At 72.8% G+C, this 22297-nt stretch carries 18 protein-coding genes; 6 read left to right on the top strand and 12 right to left on the bottom strand.

The window, feature by feature from the left end:
- Positions 1–18: 18 nt before the first annotated feature.
- The 4 genes from ACXKZB_RS04740 to ACXKZB_RS04725 all read right to left on the bottom strand — a co-directional run bounded on the left by ACXKZB_RS04740 (position 19) and on the right by ACXKZB_RS04725 (position 4227).
- On the bottom strand, positions 19–1206 hold the full coding sequence (locus ACXKZB_RS04740) for an ABC transporter substrate-binding protein (RefSeq protein WP_488824888.1): 1188 nt from the start codon (positions 1204–1206) through the stop codon (positions 19–21).
- Between the two features lie 69 nt (positions 1207–1275).
- The gene (locus ACXKZB_RS04735; RefSeq protein ID WP_111084891.1) at positions 1276–2145 is read right to left on the bottom strand and encodes an ABC transporter permease; all 870 of its coding nucleotides are present in this window, start codon (positions 2143–2145) and stop codon (positions 1276–1278) included.
- Entirely contained in the window at positions 2145–2912 is a 768-nt protein-coding gene (locus ACXKZB_RS04730; protein ID WP_488824886.1) for an ABC transporter ATP-binding protein, read from the bottom strand. The genes ACXKZB_RS04735 and ACXKZB_RS04730 overlap by 1 nt, the downstream gene beginning before the upstream one ends.
- A 37-nt stretch (positions 2913–2949) precedes the next feature.
- Positions 2950–4227: an amidohydrolase family protein gene (locus tag ACXKZB_RS04725; RefSeq protein WP_488824885.1), complete on the bottom strand. Its 1278-nt coding sequence runs from the start codon at positions 4225–4227 to the stop codon at positions 2950–2952.
- Positions 4228–4414: 187 nt separating this feature from the next.
- Here ACXKZB_RS04725 and ACXKZB_RS04720 point away from each other — a divergent pair, with 187 nt between their 5' ends.
- On the top strand, positions 4415–5032 hold the full coding sequence (locus ACXKZB_RS04720; protein WP_111084893.1) for a helix-turn-helix domain-containing protein: 618 nt from the start codon (positions 4415–4417) through the stop codon (positions 5030–5032).
- On the top strand, positions 5029–5982 hold the full coding sequence (locus ACXKZB_RS04715) for a PDR/VanB family oxidoreductase (protein ID WP_488824884.1): 954 nt from the start codon (positions 5029–5031) through the stop codon (positions 5980–5982). The genes ACXKZB_RS04720 and ACXKZB_RS04715 overlap by 4 nt, the downstream gene beginning before the upstream one ends.
- 9 nt (positions 5983–5991) lie before the next feature.
- Here ACXKZB_RS04715 and ACXKZB_RS04710 read toward each other — a convergent pair whose 3' ends face one another.
- Complete coding sequence (locus ACXKZB_RS04710; RefSeq protein ID WP_488824883.1) at positions 5992–7389, bottom strand: amidohydrolase family protein; 1398 nt, start codon at positions 7387–7389, stop codon at positions 5992–5994.
- Between the two features lie 83 nt (positions 7390–7472).
- On the opposite strand from ACXKZB_RS04710, the gene ACXKZB_RS04705 reads away from it, so the two are divergent.
- Positions 7473–8771, top strand: a complete 1299-nt coding sequence (locus ACXKZB_RS04705; RefSeq protein WP_488824881.1) for an amidohydrolase family protein — start codon at positions 7473–7475, stop codon at positions 8769–8771.
- 20 nt (positions 8772–8791) lie between these two features.
- On the opposite strand, the gene ACXKZB_RS04700 is transcribed toward ACXKZB_RS04705, so the two are convergent.
- Genes ACXKZB_RS04700 through ACXKZB_RS04690 form a run of 3 tightly spaced genes read right to left on the bottom strand, consistent with a single transcriptional unit; the run spans position 8792 to position 13376 of the window.
- The gene (locus ACXKZB_RS04700; RefSeq protein WP_488824879.1) at positions 8792–9784 is read right to left on the bottom strand and encodes an XdhC family protein; all 993 of its coding nucleotides are present in this window, start codon (positions 9782–9784) and stop codon (positions 8792–8794) included.
- The gene (locus ACXKZB_RS04695; protein WP_488824877.1) at positions 9784–12561 is read right to left on the bottom strand and encodes a molybdopterin-dependent oxidoreductase; all 2778 of its coding nucleotides are present in this window, start codon (positions 12559–12561) and stop codon (positions 9784–9786) included. Before ACXKZB_RS04695 ends, ACXKZB_RS04700 begins: the two co-directional genes overlap by 1 nt.
- Positions 12558–13376 carry an FAD binding domain-containing protein gene (locus tag ACXKZB_RS04690; RefSeq protein ID WP_488824876.1) on the bottom strand — a complete coding sequence of 273 codons (819 nt, stop codon included), beginning with the start codon at positions 13374–13376 and terminating at the stop codon, positions 12558–12560. Before ACXKZB_RS04690 ends, ACXKZB_RS04695 begins: the two co-directional genes overlap by 4 nt.
- Positions 13377–13660: 284 nt before the next feature.
- Here ACXKZB_RS04690 and pucL point away from each other — a divergent pair, with 284 nt between their 5' ends.
- Both pucL and ACXKZB_RS04680 read left to right on the top strand, forming a co-directional pair.
- A complete protein-coding gene (pucL, locus tag ACXKZB_RS04685; protein ID WP_111084926.1) occupies positions 13661–14605 on the top strand; it encodes a factor-independent urate hydroxylase in 945 nt (314 codons plus the stop codon).
- Positions 14602–15177 carry a nucleotidyltransferase family protein gene (locus ACXKZB_RS04680; RefSeq protein ID WP_488824874.1) on the top strand — a complete coding sequence of 192 codons (576 nt, stop codon included), beginning with the start codon at positions 14602–14604 and terminating at the stop codon, positions 15175–15177. The genes pucL and ACXKZB_RS04680 overlap by 4 nt, the downstream gene beginning before the upstream one ends.
- 10 nt (positions 15178–15187) lie before the next feature.
- Here the strand turns inward: ACXKZB_RS04680 and opgC are convergent, their stop codons facing one another.
- The 4 genes from opgC to ACXKZB_RS04660 form a co-directional block, all read right to left on the bottom strand.
- A complete protein-coding gene (gene opgC / locus ACXKZB_RS04675; protein ID WP_488824873.1) occupies positions 15188–17692 on the bottom strand; it encodes an OpgC domain-containing protein in 2505 nt (834 codons plus the stop codon).
- Positions 17689–18099 carry an ATP-binding protein gene (locus tag ACXKZB_RS04670; protein ID WP_488824872.1) on the bottom strand — a complete coding sequence of 137 codons (411 nt, stop codon included), beginning with the start codon at positions 18097–18099 and terminating at the stop codon, positions 17689–17691. Before ACXKZB_RS04670 ends, opgC begins: the two co-directional genes overlap by 4 nt.
- Positions 18096–20045 (bottom strand): glycosyltransferase, encoded by a 1950-nt coding sequence (locus ACXKZB_RS04665; RefSeq protein WP_488825951.1) that lies wholly within the window; start codon positions 20043–20045, stop codon positions 18096–18098. The genes ACXKZB_RS04670 and ACXKZB_RS04665 overlap by 4 nt, the downstream gene beginning before the upstream one ends.
- Positions 20046–20373: 328 nt before the next feature.
- Positions 20374–21114 carry a TetR/AcrR family transcriptional regulator gene (locus ACXKZB_RS04660; protein ID WP_488824870.1) on the bottom strand — a complete coding sequence of 247 codons (741 nt, stop codon included), beginning with the start codon at positions 21112–21114 and terminating at the stop codon, positions 20374–20376.
- A 124-nt stretch (positions 21115–21238) separates the two neighbouring features.
- On the opposite strand from ACXKZB_RS04660, the gene ACXKZB_RS04655 reads away from it, so the two are divergent.
- A complete protein-coding gene (locus tag ACXKZB_RS04655; protein ID WP_488824869.1) occupies positions 21239–22165 on the top strand; it encodes an NAD-dependent epimerase/dehydratase family protein in 927 nt (308 codons plus the stop codon).
- Positions 22166–22297 lie beyond the last annotated feature (132 nt).

Genomic DNA, 22297 nt, shown 5'->3' with positions numbered 1-22297 from the left:
GACGGGAGCCGACCGGTGTCAGGAACCCAGACCGATGGACTCGTCGAGGAACTCGTTCGTGTACAGGTCGGAGGGCTTCAGGCCGCTCTTGACGTCACCGGTGTCGGCGAAGACGGGCGTCGCCTTCGCGATGAAGTCCTCCATGCGCTGCTCGTCCATCGACCCGATGTAGCCGTCGGTGTCCTTCGCGAGGCCGAGCTCCACCATCTGGGACGCGGCGAACGCGCCGACCTTCGAGTCGTAGGTCCAGCCGTTGTTGTACTGCTGCACCAGCTTCGTGATGAGGTCGTTCGTGGCCCCCGGGGACTTCAGGTAGTCCACGTCGGCCTGCTGCATCACCGGCACGAGCTTCTGCAGGCACGGCTCGAGCTTCTCCAGGTCACCGGTGCGGACCGACATCGCCTCGGGGTAGGGGTTCCACCCCGTGCTCGAGACGAGCGCGTAGTCGACCTTCTTGCCCCAGGCCGCGACCTGGTTCTGGTAGATGTACGGCTCGGCGGTCGCGAAGCCCTGCTGGGCGTCCTTGCCGCCCGCGGACACGAACTTCGACGGGGTGCCGTCGTAGCTGCCGTCGAGGACCTTCTTCGGCAGGATGCCGGACTGCTCGAGGTAGGTCATGTACGCGGCACCGCTGAAGTAGCGGACGACACCGCCGTCCTTCTCGAGGGCCTTGCCGAGGCTCTTGATGCTGTCGACCTCCGGGTACGTCTTCGGGTCCCACATGATCGACATCGGGGACTGGTCGTTCTCGGCGAACACCGCCGTGGTGGGCAGCTTGCCGGAGAACTGCACCTGCTCGTCCGTGGACATGTACCCGAGGGTGATGTCCTTGTCCTGGTACATCTGCGACGCGACCTTGGTGTACCCGATCGCCGGGCCGCCGGCACGGATCTCGAGCTTGACGCCGGTGCTCTTGCCGTTGGCGTAGAGGTCGCCGGTGACGGTCTTGCCGGAGGAGTCGATCACCGGGTCCGGGCCGAGCATCTGGTAGAGGTGGCCGTGCTCGCCCTCGGGGTTCCAGTCGGTCTGGACGACGACGGTCGCGGGGCACGCGTCGGAGAGGTCGACCTTCGGCCCGGAGGCGGTCGACGAGGTCGCGGCGGTCGTCCCGGTGCTGCCGGACGACCCCGCGGCACAGCCGGTGAGGGCGATGGCGGTGGCGGCGAGGGCGGCGGTGGCGACGCCGAGGCGGGAGGTGGTGCGCATGGAGGCTCCGTTCGTGGTGCGGGTCTCGTGGTGCTGTGGTGGGAAGGGGTGGTGTGGTTCGTCGGGGGGTCAGCTGAAGTCGTGCCAGCGGCCGACGGCCAGCCGGCCGATCAGGCCGAACACGAGGAAGACGGCGACGCCGTAGAGCGAGGCGATCAGGATGGTCGCGTACAGCTCGGGGCCCATCAGGCGCGATGCGGTCACCTGGATGAGGACGCCGAGACCGGGGTTGCCGCGCTGGAAGAACTGGTCGCCGACGATCGCCCCGATGACGCTCAGCCCGGCGGAGGTGCGCAGGCCGACGAAGATCGACGGCAGCGCGGCGGGGAACTGCAGCTTGACGAGCTGGGCGAACCGGCCGGCGCGCTGCAGCTGGAACAGCTCACGCTGCGCGCGGTCGGCGGACTGCAGGCCGAACAGCGTGTTCGACACCATCGGGAACAGCGCGATCATCACGGTGACGATCACGCGGCTGACGAACTCGTAGCCGAACAGGGCGCCGATGAGCGGCACGAGGGCGAGGATCGGGACGCACTGCAGCACCACGGCGTACGGGTAGAGCGAGTTCTCGAGCCACTTCGCCTGCGCCATCGCCATCGCCCAGACGACGCCGATCACGATCGCGAAGCCGAGGCCGGTGAGCGAGACGACGGTGGTGCGTCCGAGCGCGGACCAGAGGTCGGAGCCGAACGTGGACGGCGACCCGTCCGGCAGGGTCGGCGCGACGATCGCCTTCGCCACGAGGTGCGGGTACGGCACGAGGAAGGCCAGGCCGCGGACGTGGTCGTAGTACGCGGCTGCCGCGTACCAGATGCCGACGAGCACGGCGAGGACGACGACGGGCTGCCACCAGGCGATGCCGCGGCGAGCCCGAGGAGCGGCACGACGGGCGGCGGCCCGGACCGCGCGGGTCTCGGCGGCCTCCTGCAGGGTGACCATCAGCGGTGTCCTTCCCGGAGCGCGTGCGAGACCTCGCCGACCAGTTCGGCGAACTCGGGTGTGAAGCGGATGTCGGGGTCGCGGGGCATCGGGAACGGCACGTCGAACCGGCCGACGATGCTGCCGGGGCGTCCGGACATCACGATCACCTCGGTGGAGAGGTACACGGCCTCGGACACGGAGTGCGTGATGAAGAGCCCGGCGAACTGCTGTTCGACGAACAGCCGGAGGAGCTCGTCGTTGAGGCGTTCGCGGGTGATCTCGTCGAGGGCGCCGAACGGCTCGTCGAACAGGAAGAGCTCCGGGTCGAGGGTGAGCGACCGGGCGAGCGAGACCCGCATCCGCATGCCGCCGGACAGCTGCTTCGGCAGGTTCGTCTCGAAGCCGTTCAGGCCGACGAGGTCGATGGCGTGGGCGGCCTTGGCGGCCCGCTCGCCCTTCGACACGTGTCCGAGCTCGGCGAGCAGTTCGACGTTGCCCTGCACGGTGCGCCAGGGCAGGAGCGTGGCGTCCTGGAAGACGTAGCCGATGCGGTCGGCCGCGACACCGGCCGACCCGTCCGACGCGGTCTCGAGGCCGGAGGCGATGCGGAGCAGCGTGGACTTGCCGCAGCCGGACGGGCCGACGACCGAGACGAACTGGCCACGGTCCACGGTGAGGTCGACGCCCTGCAGGGCGATGGTGCCGTTCGGGAAGGTCATCTCGACGTTGCGGAAGTCGAGCAGCGTGTCCGTCGTGGCGACGGGTGGCGGGGCGGTGGTGGTCACGATCACCTCGGGTTCTCGGTGCGGGCGGGCGGTGGGGTCAGGCGGGGACGGCGGCCGCGGCCGGTGCGGCGACGGTCCGTCGCACCTCGGTGCGGGCGACGAGTCGCCCGCGGGACAGGACGATGCGGTCGGCGGGGGCGTTCGCGACGGCGTCGGTGACGCTCGTCGCGGCCACGGCGAGCAGGTCGGCGCGCCGCCCGGGGACGGGACCGGCGACCGGGAGGCCCATCACGCTCCGGGCGGTGTCGCTCACCATCGCGTACGCCTGGTCCGGCGTGACGTGGCCGGCGGAGACGAGCAGCGATGCGGTCTCGAAGGCATCGCTCCGGCCGACCGGGTTGAAGGGGTCGCGGACGTTGTCCGCGCCTGCGGCGACGCGGACGCCGGCGTCGAGGAGCGCGTGGATGGCGGTCAGTCCCCGCGGCGTGGCGACCGGGTGCTGCCAGCCCTGCAGGTACAGGTTCGTGATCGGGAGCGTGATCACCCCGAGGTCGGCTGCGGCCACGTCGGCGACGACCTCGGCGAGTCGCTCCGGCCCCAGGGTGCCGAGCCGGACGCAGTGCCCGGCGGAGTACTGCCGGTCCCGCCGCAGCGAGCGGGACGCCCGGGCGTAGTGGTCGAGGGTCACCGGACCGTCGAGGCTCTCGTCGGCGTGCAGGTCGACCCCGATGCCCCGTCGGCGGGCGATGGCGAGGAGTCGGTCGACGTCGGCGAGGGGGTCCTCGGCGAGGTGCGGTGCGCCGCCGACCAGGTCCACGCCGAGGTCGAGCACCGCCTCGACGTGCTCGTCGGGGGCGAGCGGGCCGGCGAGGGCGACGAGCTCGATGTCCATCAGGCCGGCGAGTTCGTCGCGGACCTGCACGAGGGCACGGGCGCCGCGCAGGGCCTGCTCCGTGGTGGCGGGCCGGTCGGCCGCGCTGTGCCGGCCGCTGAGCACGTCGACGTGGCTCCGGACGGCCGTGGTGCCGGCGGCGAGCAGCGTGAGGGCGGCGGTCCGGGCACGGTCGGCGATGTCCTCGACGGTCATGGTCGTCGCGTGCGCGGTCCACGAGGCGATCGCGGCGCCGAGGTCCCCGAGCGGAGGCCGGATGGCGTCGGCGCTGAGGGCCTTGTCGAGGTGGGCGTGCGGTTCTGCCGGCGCGGTCAGGAGCAGCCGGTCGCCGAGGTCGATCGTCTCCTCCGCCGGGGCCGCGAGGGTGCCGGCCGGGGCCACGGTCGAGACGGTCGCGCCGTCGATCGCGACGTCGACCGAGCGGCCGTCCGGCAGCAGTGCGGAGCGCAGGAGGGCGATCGGGCGGGGCACTGACGAGTCCATCCGGAGCCTCTCGATCGTGTGTGAGAATGTTGATCGCATCAACATCTCCGATGCTAGGGCTGCGGTGTTTCCCTCTCGTTTCGAGGCGGTTGCCGTGTGTGACGCCCGACCCGACGTCACCGGGAGCGGGAACGAGCGTTCCGTCCGACCGGTCGGCGTGACCCAACCGAGGACGAGAGGAGTCCGCGTGAGCACCGGCACCACCACCGAGACCGACCGCGTCGTCGACGATCAGACCCAACGGATCGGTGAGCACATCCGTGCCCGCCGACGCGCCGCACGACTGACGCTCGTCCAGGTCGCCGAGCTGACCGGTCTGTCGCACCCGTTCCTCAGCCAGGTCGAGCGCGGGCACTCCCGCGCCAGCATGGTGTCCCTGGAGAAGATCGCCACGGCGCTCGGGACGACCCAGGTCGAACTGCTCGCCGCCGGTGCCCCCGAGCGCCCGGGCCACGACGTCCGCCTGCCCGAGGTGATCCGTGCCGGCGAGGGCGCCCGCGGACCGTTCTCGAGCGGCGAGGCCCGGCTGCTCGTGCACGCGGGCCCGCACGCGTTCGAGCCGCTGGAGTGGGTCGGCGACAACACGGACCTCGGTGAGTACTTCGAGCACCACGAGGACGAGTTCCTCACCGTGCTCGCCGGCCGCGTGCACCTCGACCTGCGCGGACGGGAACCACTCGACCTCGGACCCGGCGACTCGGCGTACTACCGCGGCGGCACCGGCCACCGGTGGTGCAGCGCGGACGGCACCCGCTTCCACATGATCGTGGTCAAGGAGACCCCGCGCGCCGGAGCGATCGCGTGAGCGCCGTGCCGGAGCGTCGGCGGGTGCGCGTCGCCGCCCGCCACGAGGTCGCCACGGACGTCGTCGCACTCGACCTGGCCCCGGTCGACGGTCCGGCGTTGCCGGACTGGGAACCCGGAGCGCACGTCGACCTCGAGGTCTCCCCCGGGACCGAACGGCAGTACTCGCTCGTCACGACGACGGTCGACGGGTACTGGCGCATCGCCGTGCTCCGCGAGCCAGACGGCCGCGGCGGATCGGTCGCCGTGCACGAGGGCCTGGCGGTCGGCGACGAGGTCGCGGTGGCCGGACCGCGGAACCACTTCGGCCACGACCCGGCACGCCCCGCGGTCTTCGTCGCCGGGGGCATCGGGATCACGCCGATCCGGTCGATGATCGCCGCCGCCGAACGCGCCGGCACCCCGTGGGAGCTCCACTACGCGGGGCGGTCCCGCGACCGCATGGCGTTCGAGCACGAGCTCGTCGCGGCGCACCCCGACCGGGTCGTCGTGGCCGCGGCCGACGAGGGCGTCCGGCTCGACGTCGACGCGCTCCTCGCCGTACCGCGCGACGCGGTCGTGTACTGCTGCGGGCCGCGCGGGCTCATGGACGCGGTCGAGGCCGCTGCCGCGCACTGGCCGGCGGGCAGCGTCCGCGTCGAGCGCTTCGAGGCCGCCGCGGACGTCGACGCCCCCGGCGAGGCCTTCGAGGTCGAGCTCACGGTCACCGGCGTCACCGTGACGGTCCCCGCCGACCGGACCCTGCTCGAGGTCGCGGAGGACGCCGGCGCCTTCGTGCTCTCGTCCTGCCGGGAGGGCACGTGCGGCACCTGCGAGACCCCCGTGCTCGAGGGCGCGGTCGAGCACCGGGACACCGTGCTCAGCCCGGAGGAGCAGGCCGACGACCGCACCATGATGGTCTGCGTGTCCCGCGCCCGGCGCGGCTGCCCGCGACTGGTGCTGGAACTCTGACCGGACGGACTACGGACGCTCCGTGCCGTCGAGTGTGCCGCCGGTGAGCGCGGACAGGCGCTCCAGCCCCGCTTCGGCAACGAGCTGCCGAGCGAGCGGACGCGCCCGTTCGACGGCCTCACGCACGTCCACCCGGGTGACGTCGCCGTCCGCGACGCTCAGCTCCCCGTCCACCCAGACGTCGCGGACCTCGCGGCTGCCGGCGACGAAGACCACCGCCTGGTAGGGGTCGTGGACGTTGGCGAGGGTCGGGGAGTCGCCGTCGAGGACGACCAGGTCCGCGCGCTTGCCCGGCTCCAGCGAACCGATCTCGTCCTCCATGCGCAGGGCACGGGCACCGCCGATCGTGCCCATCTCGAAGGCCTCGCGGGCGCTCATCGCGGTGGCCTGCAGGTCCCGCACCCGGGCGAGCAGCGCGGCCGTCTTCATCGCCTGCAGGAAGTCCTGGGAGTCGTTCGACGCCGGGCCGTCGACCCCGATGCCCACCGGGACCCCCAGCGCACGGAGTTCCGCGATCGGGGCGATGCCGCTGGCGAGGATCCCGTTCGCGACCGGGTTGTGGGCCACGCCGACGCCGTTGGCCGCGTACCGTTCCCGGTCCTCGCGGTCCACCCAGACGCTGTGCGCGGCGATCACCGGGACCTGGAACATGCCCGTCGCCTCGGCGTGCCCGATGGCCGTCCGTCCGGTGCGCTGTCGGGCCGCGGTGACCTCCTCGCGCACCTCGTGGAAGTGCACGTGCACGCCGTGGCCGCCGGCGACCGCGTAGTCGACGTGCTCCTGCCAGGTGTCGTCCGTGTACCGCCCGATCGACGAGACGCCGACCCGGAACGTGCTGTACCGGCTGGCGGCGGCGGCCTCGCGCAGGGCCTCGAACTCCTCCAGGATGGGCGTCGCGCCGAAGTCGCGGTCGACGTCGCCGGAGCCGAACGACACGACCCCGCGCAGCCCGAGTTCCTCGAGCGCCTGCACCACACCGGGCGTGGCCGGTTCGTCCGGCACCGGGTCGGCGCAGAACATGTCGTTCGCCGTCGTCACCCCGCTCCGGAGCAGCTGGATGCCCTGCAGCACCGTGCCCGCGTACGCCTTGTCCCGGGTCATCACCGGGTTGACGCGCCCGATCAACGCCGTGAGCCACTCCCACAGCGTGTACTGCGAACCGATCCCGGTGATGAGCCCCTCGCTGAAGTGGCCGTGGGTGTTCACGAACCCGGGCGTGACGACGTCGTACGCACCGCCGCGCACCGGCGCGTCCGGGTGGGCCGCGGCGAGGTCGGCGTACGTGCCGACCGCGGCGATCCGGTCGCCGTCGAGGAGCACGGCTCCGTCGCGGATCGCAGCGGGCGTGGCGGCGCCGTCGGGTGCTGCGGTGAGCACCCAGCCGGCGCGGATCAGGGTCTGCGTCATGGGGCGAACCTACGGTCCGCGTGTTCCCCGGGTGTTTCCGGCCGGTCACGGGCCGGAAACAGGGGACTGCTAGAAACACCACCATGCTGACCGTCACCGGTGCCCTCCGCGTCCTCGTCGACCCTCGGACCGAACGGGAGGGCGACGTCGTCGTCGACGACGGCAGCGACCTCGCCACCACCCTCGACGCATCCGGGTGCGTCGTCACGGCCGGCCTCGTCAACGCGCACCACCACCTCCTCCAGACCGCGTTCCGCACCCTGCCCGGCACCCGCGGCGTGCCGATGGCGGCCTGGCTCCCGACCATGGCCGCGGCGTACGGACGGGTGGGGCACGACCCCGAGCTGTACGCGCTGGCGGCGTCCGCCGGAGCCGCGGAGGGCCTCCTGTCCGGCGTCACGACGATCGCCGACCACCACCTGAACTGGCCCGCCGCGGCGACCACGGACGACACCGTCGCGCTCGCCGCGGCCACCGTGGGCGCGGTCCGCGGTCTCGGCGGGCGACTCGTCTTCGTCCGCGGCTCGGCGCGGGACGACCCGGACCGAGCTGCGGCATCGGCGGACGCGATCGCGTCGCGGCTGCTGCACGACGACGCCGTCGGTGGCGTGGACCCGGACGGTGGGCTCCAGGTCGCCGTCGGTCCGGCGGGCGTGCACTCCGACGGCGAGGCGACCTTCCGGGCGCTCGGTGAGGTGGCGGCGCGGCACGGACTCCGCCGGCGGACCCAGGCCAACGAACAGGTCGACACCGCGATCGCGCTCGATCGCCACGGCCGTCGTCCGCTCGACCTGCTCGAGGAGTGGGGGTGGCTCGCACCGGACGTCACGATCGCGCACCTCTGCGACGTCACCGACGACGAGATCGCCCGGCTCGCGGCAGCAGGCGTCACCGCCACGCACGCCCCCGGGTGCGACGTGCCGATGGGGTGGGGCATCGCTCCCGTCGCACGGCTCGCTGCGGCGGGGGTCCCGGTCGGACTCGGCACGAGCGGCGGCGGCAGCAACGACGCCGGACACCTGCTCGCGGACGCCCGGCTGGCCATGCAGGTGTCGGCACTCGTCGGGCCGCAGCTGCCGGCGCGGCAGGTGCTCGGCGCGGCGACGGAGGGTTCCGCAGCGGGGCTCGGTCGCCCGGAGCTCGGGCACCTCGGCGACGGGAGCGCGGGCGACCTGTGCGTGTGGGACGTCTCCGGGGTGGCGGACGCGGGCGTCGCCGACCCCGTCGCGGGACTGCTCTGGGCCGCTCCCGGGCGGCGGCCCCGACACGTCGTCGTGGGTGGACGCGTGGTGGTGCGCGACGGGGAGCTCGTCGCGGCGGACGAGCGGGAGATCGCGGCGCGACTGGCCGAGCGGTTGGCGCGGACGCCCGCCGTCGTCTGACCGGATCGTGCGCCGCCGGCTCAGCTCGTGGGCACCGCCCGGCGGTGGATGGGACCGGCACCGTCGACGAGCGCACCGCCGCCGGCGCCGGTCCGGACCGCGATCACCTCGGCCATGATCGCGACCGCCATCTCGGCCGGCGTCGTCGCACCGATGTCGAGCCCGATCGGGGACCGCAGCCGGTCGGTGTCCGGTGTCCCGAGCGCGCGCAGCTCCGCCATCCGGCGTGCGTTCGTCGTGCGGGAGCCCATCGCCCCGACGTACCCGGCACCACGTCGGAGCGCCGAGTCGACCACGGCGGCGTCGAACCGGTCGTCGTGCGAGAGCACCACGACGGCGGTGGTCGCGTCCACCGGCAACGCCTCGACCACACGCGTCGGCCAGCCCACGATGCGTTCGTCGGCGGCCGGGAAGCGCTCGTCGGTCAGGAACACCGGCCGCGGATCGACGACCGTCACGGCGTAGCCGAGCACCGCGGCCGTGTTCGTGAGGGCCACGGCGAACTCGACGGCGCCCACCACGATGCACCGCGGCCGGACGTCGGCGCGCTCCACGAAGAGCCGGCCGCCGCAGCCGTCGGGGACGTGCACGACCGCGCCGAGCGTCGACGGGTCGAGCGAGAGGCCGAGCGACGTCGGCACCCCGGACGCCGCGCGCCGGAGCGCGTCCACGACGTCGGCGTCGTCGGGACGGACGCGACGGACCAGGACCTCGACGCGACCACCGCAGCGGAGCGCCGGTGCCCACATCGCGTCGACGTCGTCCGGGTCGTCGTCGAACCCGAAGCGTTCGAGCACCGCCTCGCCGGTCTCGAGGACCTGCTCCGCGGTGTCGAACAGCGCCCCCTCGACGCACCCGCCGGAGATGGTGCCGACGACCTGACCGCCGGGCAGGACGGCCATCGACGAGCCGACGCCGGTCGGCGCGCTGCCCGTCATCGCGACGGCCGTCGCGACGACCACGGGGTCCCCCGCGTCGAGGGCGGCCAGGAGGCGCGGTGCCAGTTCGAACATCACGCACCCCCGGCGTCGGTCGCGTCCTGGAGCATCGCCCAGACCCGGTCGCGCGTCATCGGCAACCGGTGGGGGCGCACGCCGACGGCGTCGCGCACCGCGTTCGCGACGGCTGGCGCGACCGGGTTGTACGGCGCCTCGCTCATCGACTTCGCGCCGAGGGGGCCGAGCGGGTCGTGCGTGTCGGCGAAGCGCACCTCGGTGCGGGGCACGTCGGAGATCTTCGGCACCCGGTACGCCCGGAACGCGTCGGTCGTCACCCGACCGGTCTCGTCCAGCACGACCTCCTCGTACAGCGCCGACCCGATCGCCTGCGCGGCGCCGCCCTCCACCTGGCCGCGGAGCTGCTCCGGGTTCAGGACGGTGCCGGCGTCCACCGCCTGCACGCTGTGCAGCACGCGGACCTCGCCCGTCGGCCGGTGCACCGCCACCCGGGCGCCGTGCACGGTGAACGCGAGCGACCGTGGCGTGCCGTCGTGGCTGCCGTGCGCGACGAGCGGGCCGTCGGCGAGCAACTCGGCGTGCCCGACGAGCTCCTCCCCGACGCGGACGCCGTCCGGTCCGATGGAGACGGCCGGTCCGAGCGGCCCCGACGCGGTCCGGGGCGTCCGGGCGGCGACGATCCCGAGGGCACGCGCGGTCATGTCCTCCCGCAGTGCCTGCGCCGCGGCGTAGAGCGCCTTGCCGGCGACGACGACCCCCGCGGACCCGAACGCCCCGGTGTCGTGCCGGGCCGCGTCGGTGTCCGACTGGTGCACGTCGACCCGGTCCGTGGTGGTGCCGAGGGCGGTGGCGACGAGCTGCGTGTGCACCGTCGTGGTCCCGTTGCCGAACTCGGCCGTGCCGACGCCGATGCGGTACCGGCCCTCGGCGGTGGCCTCGACCGACACGTGCGCGTGGTGCCCGCGCGGCGGCATCGTGGCGATCGCCGCGAGGGCGACCCCGGTGCCGAACGCCCAGTCCCCGGAGTCGTCCAGCGGCGGCCCGTCCATGCGTGGGACCTCGGGTACCGGCGCGCGGAGGGCGTCCTCCACCAGGTCGATGCACTGGTCGAGTCCGTAGCTGCCCTCCCAGCGCAGGTCGTCCTGCTCGTCCGGGTCCGTGACCACGAGGGGGTCTCCGGGGACCACGACGTTCCGCCGCCGCAGGTCGAGCGGGTCGATGCCGAGCTCCCGGGCGAGCTCGTCCATGGCGGACTCGATCGCGAACACGACCTGGCCGAGCCCGTACCCGCGGAACGCCCCGGACGGCACGTTGTTCGTGTACACGGACTCCGCGTCCACACGCTTCGACGGGCACCGGTAGACGGCGACGGACTCGCTGACGGAGTGGAACATGACCCCGATCCCGTGGTTGCCGTACGCGCCGGTGTCCATGGTCTGGTCGACGTGCAGTGCCGTCAGGTGTCCCGCGGCGTCGGCACCGAGCCGGACCCGCACGCGCATCGGGTGCCGGGTCGGGGCGATCGTGAACTCGTCACGCCGGCTGAACTCGTACTGCACCGCGCGACCGGTCCGCAGCACCGCGAGGGTGACCAGGTCCTCGGTCAGCAACTCCTGCTTCCCGCCGAACCCACCGCCGACGCGCTTCGCGACCACGCGGACTCGGCTCGGGTCGAGGCCGAACACGTGCGCGATCTCGTCCCGCACCAGGAACGGGACCTGCGTGGCGGTCCGGAGCACGAGCCGCCCGTCGCGGTCGACGGACCCGCGGGTCGCGTGGGTCTCGAGCGCGGCGTGCGAGACGCGGCCCGTCGTCCAGGTGCCCTCGACGGTGGCTGCGGCCGTCGCCAGGGCGCCGTCGACGTCGCCCGTCTCGCCGTGCAGGGCGGCGACCACGTTGCGGCCCGGCTCGGCGATCCGGTGCTCCTGGGTCGTCTTGTCGGCGTGCAGGAGCGGAGCTCCGGCGGCACGGGCCGCGTCCGGGTCGTGCACGCTCGGCAGCACCTCGTAGCGCACCCGCACGAGGGCACAGGCCTGCTCGGCGATCCGGACGCTGTCCGCGACGACGGCGGCCACGCGCTGCCCACGGAACCGGAGCACCCGGTCGAGCACCCGGGTGTCGTCCGGGTCGTCCAGGCGGGACTCGTGCCGACCCGTGGAGAACAGCACGCCGGGGTCGTCGTGGTGCGTGAGGACGGCGTGCACGCCCGGCAGGGCTTCGGCCTCCGCCGTGTCGATCGACACGATGCGGGCGTGCGGGTGCGGGCTGCCGAGCACCGCGAGGTGCAGCAGCCCCTCCGTCCGCCGCACGTCGAGCGTGTACTCCTCGCGTCCGGTCACGATCGCCATCGCGGCCGGAGCGGCGACCGACGTGCCGATCGCCTGACCGGCGGGCGCGCAGGCCGTGTTCGCGACCCCGTCGAGGGCGTCCTCGATCGCCCGGTACCCGGTGCACCGGCAGAGGTTGCCCTTCAACGCACGGTGCCGGTCGGCCAGGGCGTCCTCGTCGAGCGTGGACGCCGTGACGACGTACCCGGCGGTGCAGAAGCCGCACTGGAAGCCCGGAGCCTCGGCGAACGCGCGCTGCACGGGGTGCGGGTCCTCCGGCGTGCCGAGCCCGGCCGCCGTGGTGACGGCACGACCCGCCATCCGGTGCGCCGGCGTGATGCAGGAGTGCACCGGCACACCGTCGACGAGCACCGAGCACGCACCGCAGTCGCCCGCGTCGCAGCCCTTCTTCACGGACGTCACCCCGTGCTCGCGGAGCAGGGTGCGGAGGACCTGACCGGGCTGCGGTTCGGCGTCCACCGTCGCGCCGTCGACCTCGAACCTCATGCCGCACCGCCCGTCGTCCCGAGCGCCTCGGCGACGAGCTCCGCCGCGAACCGCCGGGTCACCGCGCGCCGCCAGTCGGGGGAACCGTGCGGGTCGTCGTACCAGGCGTCGTGGGCCGCCAGCCGTGCATCGACCTCCGCGGCGGTCGGGACCCCTGGGTGACGGAGCACGAGCGGCCGCGGGGTCGCCCCGGTCACGACGAGGACGAAGCCCGACGCCGACCACCGCGCCGTGACCAGTGCACCGGTCCGGCCGTGCGGGCTGAGGGACACCCGCCGGAACCCGGTGCGTGCCACGAGGGCCGCTCGTGGCACGTCGAACGCCCGGATGACCTCACCCGGCGCGAGGTCGGTCGTCCGCGGCCCGGTGACCAGGTCCGCCACCGGGACCCGGCGCTCCCCGCCGTCCGGGGTCCAGACCTCCGCGGTCGCGTCGAGTGTCACGAGCAGCGCGGTGATCGCCCCCGCCGGCAGGGCGACCGCGACGTTGCCGCCGACCGTCGCCTGGTTCCACACCTTGAACGACGCCAGCAACGCGTTGGTGCACCGGTCGACGAGCGGCCAGGCACGCCAGTCGTCCTCGGGCGCCACACGCAGCAACGACGCGATCGTGCACGTCGCGGCGATCCGGAGCCCTCCGGCGCTGCGCTCGGTGTCGCGCCACCCCAGTGCGGTGAGGTCGACGAGCCCGGTCAGACCCGGCTGCTCCTCCGAGTACAGCCAGGTGCCGCCGGCGAGGGGATGCTCACCGGGGCCGAAGGAGAGGTCGTCGCGGTGCGACGGTGTCCGCACGGTGCGGACGGAGACGAGGTCCATTGCAGGGTCCGATCGGGATGGGGGAACGGGTGTCGGTGGCGCCGTCGGACCGTCGTCCGTGCGCGATCATCCCGCGGTTCCACGCCGAGGACCGCCGGGGTGCGGATGTGTGCGCCACGGGTCCCTCCTCGATCGGGTGCGTCGTGGCGGCAACGCTATGGAACGGGTGTTTCCGTGTGGTTACGGGCGTTCGACGGCTGCGTCACGACCGGGCCGTGGCCGCTGGCGGAGGTCGTGACGTGTTCGACCCACCGCCGAAACACGCGGATGTCATCGTCGCCTCCATGGAGATCACCGACGTCCAGCCAGTCCCCACCACCACGACCGTCCGCCTCGGTGCGAACCAGTACGGCAAGGCCGAGGTCCGGCTCGTCCGGGTGACGCGCGACACCGACCGGCACGAGATCGAGGACCTCACCGTCACGACGCAGTTGCGCGGAGCGGCGCTCGCCGACTCGTACACCGAGGGCGACAACGCGAAGGTCGTCGCGACGGACACGCAGAAGAACACGGTCTACGCCTTCGCGAAGGAGCACGGGGTGGGGACGCCGGAGGAGTTCCTGCTGCGACTCGGCCGGCACTTCAGCACCGCCTTCGACTGGTACGACGGCTCCACCCTGTCCGCCGAGCAGCACACGTGGGAGCGGATCGTCGTCGACGGCCGGGAGCACGACCACTCGTTCGTCCGGGCCGGCCGCGGAACCCGCACGGCCGTGGTGCAGGTCGACGGCGACGACGTGCACGTGCTCGCCGGGGTCACCGACCTGACGGTCCTGAAGTCGACCGGCAGCGAGTTCCACGGGTTCCCGCGTGACGGCTACACGACGCTCGCTGAGACCGACGACCGGATCCTCGCGACCTCGGTGACGGCCCGCTGGCGGTACACGCCCGAGGCGGTGGCGGCGGGCATCGACTACGACGCCGTGTACGCCGGCGTCCTCGACCGCATGCTCGCGACGTTCGCCGAGCTGCACTCCCTGGCGCTCCAGCAGACGCTGTTCGCGATGGGCCGCTCGGCGATCGAGGCGTTCCCGGAGATCGCCGAGGTGCGGTTCTCGATGCCGAACAAGCACCACTTCCTGGTCGACCTCGCACCGTTCGGCCTGGACAACCCCGGCGAGGTGTTCTTCGCCGCCGACCGGCCCTACGGCCTCATCTCCGGCACCGTCGTGCGCGACGGCGTCGCCGAGGCCCCTGCCGCGTGGACGTCGGTGCCGGCGTTCGTGTGACCGACGTCGTGGGCGTGCTGCTCGCCGCCGGTGCGGGGACGCGGATGGGGCGGCCGAAGGCGCTGGTCGCCGAGCCGGACGGCACCCCGTGGCTGCACCTCGGCGTCGACGTGCTCCGGCTCGGCGGCTGCGACCGGGTCGTCGTCGTCCTCGGTGCCGCCGCCGACCGGGCGCGGGCCCTCGTGCCCGCAGTGGACGGGGTCACCGTCGTCGTCGCGGACGACTGGGCAGGGGGGCCGGGTGCGTCGCTCGCCGTCGGGCTCGCGGCCGTCACCGGTCCGGCGACGGCCTGCGTCTCCCTGGTCGACCTGCCGGGGCTGCCCGCGACGGCCGTCCGGCGGGTGATCGGCGACGGCGACCACCCGACGGCGCTCCGCCGCGCGGTCCACCACGGCGTACCGGGACACCCGGTGGTCGTCGGCTCGCAGCACCGCCCCGCGCTCGTCGCCGCGCTGTCCCGCGACCACGCGCACGGTGCCGGCCCGTGGCTGGCGTCGTCGGGCGCGGAGCCCGTCGAGTGCGGCGACCTGTGGGACGGTCACGACCAGGACCACCCGGTCGTCCCGCACTGAACCCACAGCGTCAGCGCGGGATCACCGAGAACAGGAACCGCTTCCGCACCATGTACCAGGCCAACAGGATCAGCAGGGTGTGGGTCGCGAAGCCGATCCAGCCGTTGCCCCAGTCGACACCCGGGATCGACGCGATCGCCAGCGCGAAGAACACCTGCCACACGAACACGTAGAGGCTCGCCTGCCCGATCGGGATCCAGAGCCACCCGATCGCCGCCGAGATCGGCTTCCAGAACACCGTCAGGATCGCGTACGACACGATCGCGAAGAAGGCGATGTCGACCAGTCGGCCCCACTGCAGGTCCACCCGCTGGTACGCCGTGTTGTACAGGTCCTCGTACATCGACGCCGGGAACGGGACCGGCGTGAACCCGGCGTGGTTCGCCGCCCAGACGTACACCAGGAACGCCGCGTAGCCGCCGACGCCGATGCCGACCAGGACCTTGCCGAGCCGCCCGGTGAGCGCGCCGATGATCTGCCGTCGGTAGTACCCGAGCACGAGTCCGTGGGTGAACACGACCTGCCAGGTGAGCAGCGGGAACACCGCCTCGAACTGCGAGTTCAGCGGGCGGAACTCCGGGTTGAGCGCCTGGAACACGTACAGCGCCCAGCTCACGACGAGCACCACCCACCAGAAGCCGCGGCGGATCAGCCAGAGCAGCGGCGGGATGAACAGGCTCAGCACCACGAACAGGCCCATGATGTTGAACGGCCAGGGGCCCATCTCGAGCAGCAGGAACTGCCGGATGGCGAACCACGGCGGCGGGTAGCCGAGCAGCTGCATGGCGTTCGGGTACAGGTCGTAGACCCGCCCCTCGGCACCGACGCCGCCGGTGCCGGTCCCCCGGTCGGTGAACGTCGTGATCGCGTCGGTGTTCAGGAACGGGACGAAGCTCAGCGCGAAGACCACCGCGATCACCACGAGCGTCACGAGGTACTGCTTGCGGGCACGCTTCCACGCCCCGATCGCGGCCGCCCACTCGCCGAACTTCTTGATGGCGAACGGGTAGGTCATGCCGAGGACCATGCCGGACAGGAACACGAACATCTCGGCACCGGTGATCGCACCCACCGCGTGCAGGGTGAGGTACGAGTACGGTCCGCCGATCTCGATGTGGGTGATCACCACCGCCAGGATGATGAACCCGCGGAACAGGTCGAGCCGCAGGTCGCGCCCGGGCTTGCCGTCGTCGGGGTACCGCCACCCCGGCAGCAGCCGTCCGAACAGGCCGCTCAGCAGGAACACCACCGCCAGGCCCACGGCGAGCCAGACGATCCACGCCATCTGGTCGCCGCCGGTGTCGTACTGCTGGTCGGTCGCGGCGTTGCCCTGCTGCGTGGTGACGCGGTCGGTGACCGGCCCGAAGGCGAAGTGGTCGCTGCGCTCGAGGTCGGTGCGGAACGACCCGGCGATGCCGGGCACGGCGGTGTCGCGCCAGTCGGCGACACGGTTGCCGGCCTCGGGCTCGCGGCGGTTCGTCTCGACGAAGGTCACGCCCCGGATCAACGGGCGGTCCTGGACCGACGCGATCACCTGCCGCCACCAGCCCTGCTTGACCAGCAGCTCCGCGTCACCCCGGCGAGTGTGGTCGTACAGCGCACCGGTGTCGAGCAGCATCGACCGGTCGCCGTCGACCGCGAACCGGTCGTAGAAGCTGTCGGCCTGCTGCTGCTCGTAGCCCCAGGTCTCGTCGAACCGGGACTCGACCTCACCGGGCTCCGGCACGTCGTTGCGGGTGAGGGGCACGTCGCGCCCGGCTGCTGCCGTCGACTTCCCCTTGCCGAAGGAGTACATCGACAGCCCGACCCAGTCGACCGACGCGTCGCCCGGCCAGTACGGCTCGTAGGGGTCGTCGGCCGCGGTCAGCGCGCCGTCGCCGTCAGTGTCGAGCTTCGCGACGTCGGTCGCGGACAGGTCGTCCAGACGCCCGGCGGACTCGCCGAACGGGTACCCGGCGCCGTACGACGGCGACCAGACCATGAGCGCGTCGGAGTCGCCGCCGTGCACCGCGGTCGCGAGTGTCCGGAACGCCTGCACGAACTGCGTCGGCTGCTGCCCCCAGCGCACCCACGTGCCGTTCATCTGCGGCGCGAACCGCACGAGCACCTGGGTGTCGTACTGGTCGTGGACCTCCTGGAGCACGGTGTTCACCGCGCGGGCGTCGGCGAGGTCGAGCGAGCGGAGCGACTGCCCGGGCTCGAGGCTGACGACGAGGACCGCACCCTGCGTCGCCGCGGCACGCGTCGCGCGGAGGAGCTCCCGCCGGGCCGAGCGGTCGAGCGGGTAGTCGATCTCCACCCCGTACATCGACGGCGTCGCACCGAGTCGTCCCTCGTACCCCGCCGGGGAGTCGTCGCCCCAGTCGAGGTCCGGGCCGAACCAGGCCGTCCCGCTCGCCGGCGCCGTCGCCGCGGCCGTGTGCACCGTCACCGCGGACGCCGGCAGTGCACCGCCGAGCAGGAGCGTCGCGATCGTGACGAGGACGGCGACCACCCGGGCCGCCAGCAGCCTCATCGGTCGCACACCAGGGTCCAGACGTTGTGCCCGTACTCGTGTCGGTGCTCGAGCCGGTCGAGGGCGGCGATCGCGAGTGCCAGGCCGCGTCCGCTCTCCTGTTCGACGTCGGCCATCGTCACGGCGCTCAGGTCGATGTCCACGGGCAGGCCGTTGTCGGTGAGCTCCGCGGTGAGGGCGCGATCCGTCGACTCGAGCCGCACGGTGTACCGGCGACCGGTCGCCTGGTCGGCACGCGTGGTGTGCTCGACGATGTTGGCGGCGACCTCGGCCAGGGCGGTCTCCAGCGCGAACCGGAGCCGGGCGTCGTCGATGCCGAGACCGTCCCACCATGCGGCGAACCGGTCCTGGACCTCGTCGAGCGACACGGGCGTCGCGGCGACGTCGAAGGTGGTCTCGGCGCTCACAGTGGTCCTCCGGCGGTGCTCGACTCGTGCTCTGACTGGGCTGCCGTGCCCGGGCCTCGGTAGAGCACGGCACGGATCACGATGCTGAAGATGAACAGGTCGAAGACGACCCACGCGGTGTTGACCAGCGGCGCGATGCCCGACGCCTGCCCGGTCAGGTACCGGATGCCGATCATGACGAGTGCGGCGACCAGGGCACCCATCGCGAAGAGCTGCGGCTTGACGAGGTCCCACCGCGGCTTCTGCTCGGTCTCGTCGCGCACCTTCGGTGTCACCCGGAACCCGAGCGGCTTGCCGCGGAACACGTTCTCGAACGCACTCGTCACCGCCTCGATCCACACCGGGAACAGCGCGAGCGAGTACTGCTGCCCACGCCAGGTCGGTCTGCCCGCGGCGACCACCCAGAACAACAGCTGGTTGAGCACGAGGAACGGGATCAGCCGGGCGAAGAAGTCGACGCTGTACGCCTGCACCGGCACGACGCCGAACGACAGGCACAGCACAGGTGCCGCGATGTAGACGATCGCCGCGAACCCGGACAGGTAGCTCCACATCGTGGAGAAGTACATCAGGCGCTGCCCCCAGGAGAGTCCCTTCTGCACCAGTGGGTTCTCGCGGAAGAACACCTGCATGGTGCCCTGCGCCCAGCGGAGCCGCTGCACGAGCATGGTCGGCAGGTCCTCGGGTGCCAGGCCCTTCGCCAGGATCTCGTCGTGGTACGCCGACTTCCAGCCGAGCCCGTGCAGCCGCATGGCGGTGGCCATGTCCTCGGTCACCGAGATCGTGGCCAGCGGCATGATCGGCTGCGCCTCGTCGTCGCGGTTGACGTCGAGTGCCCGGGCGAGGACGGCGATCGACTCGATGGCGGCCACGGGCGATGCGTCGCGGCGGCCGAGCACGTCGAGCGCAGCGTCGTCGAGACCGGCGAAGGTGTTCGCGTCGGTCGACATCGCCGCGAGTTCCTGCAGGTCGTTCCGCACCGACTCGAGGTCGGCGGCGGCGAACCGGAAGGCGATCGCGTCGATCCCGCGCTGGAACGCGTAGGTGACGTCGCCGAGCGGTTCGCCGGCCCGGACCTGGTCGCGGGCACGGTCGACGACGGCCTCGGCCTCGTCCAGGGCGCCGAGCACCCGCGGGTCCGTCTCGGTCTCGCGGGCGCGGGCCAGCAGCTTCCGCGCCGTCGTGATGGTCCGCTGCACCGACGCCTCGACCTCGACCACGTAACGGGAGATGCCGAGCTGCATCAGGGCCTCGCGCCGCAGGATCGCGTTCGACCCGCAGAAGAACGCGGCGTTCCAGCCGTCCTTCGACTGCTGGATCGGGCCGTAGAACAACGGCGCCTGGCTGCCGAGCAGGTCCTCTTCGGGGACGTTCTCGAACCACTGCGGCGTCTGCACGAGGGCCATCCGCGGATCCTTGAAGTAGCCGAGCGTGCGGTCGAGGATCTCCGGCTCCGGGACCTGGTCGGCGTCGAGGATGAGCAGGAACTCGCCCTGGGTGGCGAGCAGGGCGTTGTTGAGGTTGCCGGCCTTGGCGTGCCGGGGCCGGTCGATCCAGTCGGCACCACGGGTGACGACGCCGATGCCGAGCGACTCGGCGGCCGCGCGCATCTCGGGGCGGTTGCCGTCGTCGAGGATCCAGGTCGCGTGCGGGTGCGTGATCGCCTTCGCCGCACGGGCCGTGCGCACGACCATCTCGACGGGCTCGTTGTACGTGGTGATGAAGACGTCGACCGTGACGTCGGAGGACGGCTTCGTCGGTGGTTCCCCGCGCTCGCGCAGCCGCCAGGCTCCGAAGGCGAACAAGAGCGAGTCGATGACGCTGTAGGTCTCGGCGAGGATGAGCGGCACGGCGATCCACCAGGAGTGCCAGTTCACCGAGGCGGCCCAGCGCCAGACGACGTAGTTCACCCCGGCGATCGAGGCCAGGAGCGCGACGGTGCGCACCGTGACGAGCCGTCGGCGGGCCGTGCCGGTGCTGAGCCGGCGGCGGTCCTGCCGGCTGACGTCGAGCGCCGTCACCGGGTCGCTCCGGCTGCGGGGTCGCCGACCGTGCTGCGTCGCAAGGGTGCCTCCTGATCCGCGGACCCCGGCCGCAGCGCGCGCCCGGGTGTGGTCTCGTCCGGACGCAGACCCAGGGGTCGTCGTGCCGGCCGTCCGCTCCGGTCGTCGGGCACGACCTCGGCGTAGGGACCTGTCTACCGCAGTGACCGCCCCTCTGTCAGGCCCGGACTGCGAGTCGTGGACAACGGCCGGGGTCCACCCACCGTGCAGGTCAGAACGCGGCGGCGAACCCCAGGTCGTCGGCGAGGCGGGCGATCACCTGGTCGAAGTACGCGGCGCCGTCGGAGACGGAGCCCACGAAGTGGCCGAAGAGCTCGAACGAGATCGTGCCGAACACCGTCGACCACGCCATCAGGGTGCGGACGAGGACCTCGTCGGGCAGCGTGACGCCGAACGATCGCAGGGTGGCCGGGGCGTCCGCGACTGCGGGGCCGGCCGCCCCGGGAGCCGCCGTGGGCGCGGTGGGTGATCCGGGCCTCCCGTCCGCTCCCTGAGACGACGTGACGGGACCGTCGGACGCGACCGCATCGGCGACCACCCGTACCAGCGCGAGCGTCGTCCGCGCGGCGGGCGCGACCGTCTCGCGGGGTGCGGCGTAGCCCGGTACAGGCGACCCGAACAGCAGCGCGAAGTCCCCCGGGTGTGCGACGGACCACGCCCGGATCGCACGGCACGCGGCGACCCAGCGGGCGCCCGGCAACGGCCCGGCCGCGGCGTCGGCAGCCTCGACCGCTGCGCCGAGTTCGTCGTAGTCGACGATGAGCAGCGCCGTCAGCAGGTCGTTGCGGCTCGGGAAGTAGCGGTACACCGCCGACGAGACCATGCCGACGTCGCGGGCGACGGCGCGCAGACTGAGCGCCGCCGGGCCCTCGTCGGTGAGGCGGGTGCGCGCGGCGGCGAGGATGTCCGCCCGGACCGTCTGCCGGGCGCGCTCGCGTGCTGTCGGTGCCATCCGGTCACCCTGCCACACGAGAGCAGTGCACACAAACGAGAGCAGTGCTCTTGCTCTTTTGTGCTCCAGCACGCATCCTGGTGGCGAGAGCACCGCTCTCGCTGACCGAACGGAAGCAGGGACCATGTCGCACCACCACCTCGTCATCGGCGCCGGCCCGGTGGGCCGCCACGTCGCCACGCTGCTCGCCGAACGCGGCGAGCGCGTCACGGTCGTCACCCGCTCGGGTCGCGACACCGGCCTGTCGGGAATCGGGCACGTCGCACTCGACGCCTCCGACGACGAGGCGCTCACCCGCGCGGCCGACGGCGCCGCCGTGCTCTACAACTGCGCGAACCCCGGCGACTACGCCCAGTGGGAACGCACCTGGCCGCCGCTCGCCGCGTCGATGCTCAGCGCTGCCGAACGCACCGGCGCCGTGTACGCCATCACCGGCAACCTGTACCCGTACGGTCCGGTCGACGGGCCGATGCGACCCGACACCCCGGACGCCGCCACCGACCACAAGGGGATCCTCCGCGCCCGGCTGTGGGCGGATGCCCTGGCGGCGCACCGCGCGGGACGTGTCCGCGCCGTCGAGGTCCGGGCCTCGGACTACGTCGGGCCGGGCATCGGGGCCAACGGACACATCACGCGGGTGCTGCCGGCCGCACTGCAGGGGAAGGCCGCGACGATGATCGGCAGGACCGACCTGCCGCATACCTTCACCGACGTGCTCGACGTCGCCAGGACCCTGGTGGCGGCAGCTTCCGACGAGGGCGCGCACGGCCGCACGTGGATGGTTCCGAGCAACGCCCCTCGCACCCAGCGGCAGGCGCTCACCGACGTGCTCGCCGCCGCCGGTAAACCGCCCGTGCCCGTCCGACGGGTGCCCGCCGCCGCGATCCGTGCCCTCGGGCTCGTGTCGCCGATGATGCGGGAGCTCGCCGACATGACCTACCAGTGGACGGCGCCGTACGAGGTCGACGACGCCGAGAGCCGCACGTGGTTCGGCATCGAGCCGACCCCGTGGGACGAGGTGTGCCGCCGGACCGTCGCGGGGGTTGCGTGAGGCTGGATGGGTTGTGGGGCGGCGGCGGGCGGTCTCGCTGGTGCCGGGTGCCGGGAGCCAGATGCCGGGTGCCAGGTGCCAGGCGCCGCCGAGGTTCCACAACACGCCGCCGGTGTGCCGCCGAGGTTCCAC

The organism is Curtobacterium sp. ABR8, assembly GCF_057812125.1.
The sequence above is the reverse complement of the archived record's forward strand: the minus strand, read 5'-3'. Positions and strand labels throughout refer to the sequence as shown.

What these genes read in the sequence shown, in the direction of transcription:
- ACXKZB_RS04740 (WP_488824888.1), bottom strand. Translation starts at nt 1,206, where the DNA reads ATGCGCACCACCTCCCGCCTCGGCGTCGCCACCGCCGCCCTCGCCGCC.
- ACXKZB_RS04735 (WP_111084891.1), bottom strand. Translation starts at nt 2,145, where the DNA reads ATGGTCACCCTGCAGGAGGCCGCCGAGACCCGCGCGGTCCGGGCCGCC.
- ACXKZB_RS04725 (WP_488824885.1), bottom strand. Translation starts at nt 4,227, where the DNA reads ATGGACTCGTCAGTGCCCCGCCCGATCGCCCTCCTGCGCTCCGCACTG.
- ACXKZB_RS04710 (WP_488824883.1), bottom strand. Translation starts at nt 7,389, where the DNA reads ATGACGCAGACCCTGATCCGCGCCGGCTGGGTGCTCACCGCAGCACCC.
- ACXKZB_RS04705 (WP_488824881.1), top strand. Translation starts at nt 7,473, where the DNA reads ATGCTGACCGTCACCGGTGCCCTCCGCGTCCTCGTCGACCCTCGGACC.
- ACXKZB_RS04700 (WP_488824879.1), bottom strand. Translation starts at nt 9,784, where the DNA reads ATGTTCGAACTGGCACCGCGCCTCCTGGCCGCCCTCGACGCGGGGGAC.
- ACXKZB_RS04695 (WP_488824877.1), bottom strand. Translation starts at nt 12,561, where the DNA reads ATGAGGTTCGAGGTCGACGGCGCGACGGTGGACGCCGAACCGCAGCCC.
- ACXKZB_RS04690 (WP_488824876.1), bottom strand. Translation starts at nt 13,376, where the DNA reads ATGGACCTCGTCTCCGTCCGCACCGTGCGGACACCGTCGCACCGCGAC.
- pucL (WP_111084926.1), top strand. Translation starts at nt 13,661, where the DNA reads ATGGAGATCACCGACGTCCAGCCAGTCCCCACCACCACGACCGTCCGC.
- opgC (WP_488824873.1), bottom strand. Translation starts at nt 17,692, where the DNA reads ATGAGGCTGCTGGCGGCCCGGGTGGTCGCCGTCCTCGTCACGATCGCG.
- ACXKZB_RS04660 (WP_488824870.1), bottom strand. Translation starts at nt 21,114, where the DNA reads ATGGCACCGACAGCACGCGAGCGCGCCCGGCAGACGGTCCGGGCGGAC.
- ACXKZB_RS04655 (WP_488824869.1), top strand. Translation starts at nt 21,239, where the DNA reads ATGTCGCACCACCACCTCGTCATCGGCGCCGGCCCGGTGGGCCGCCAC.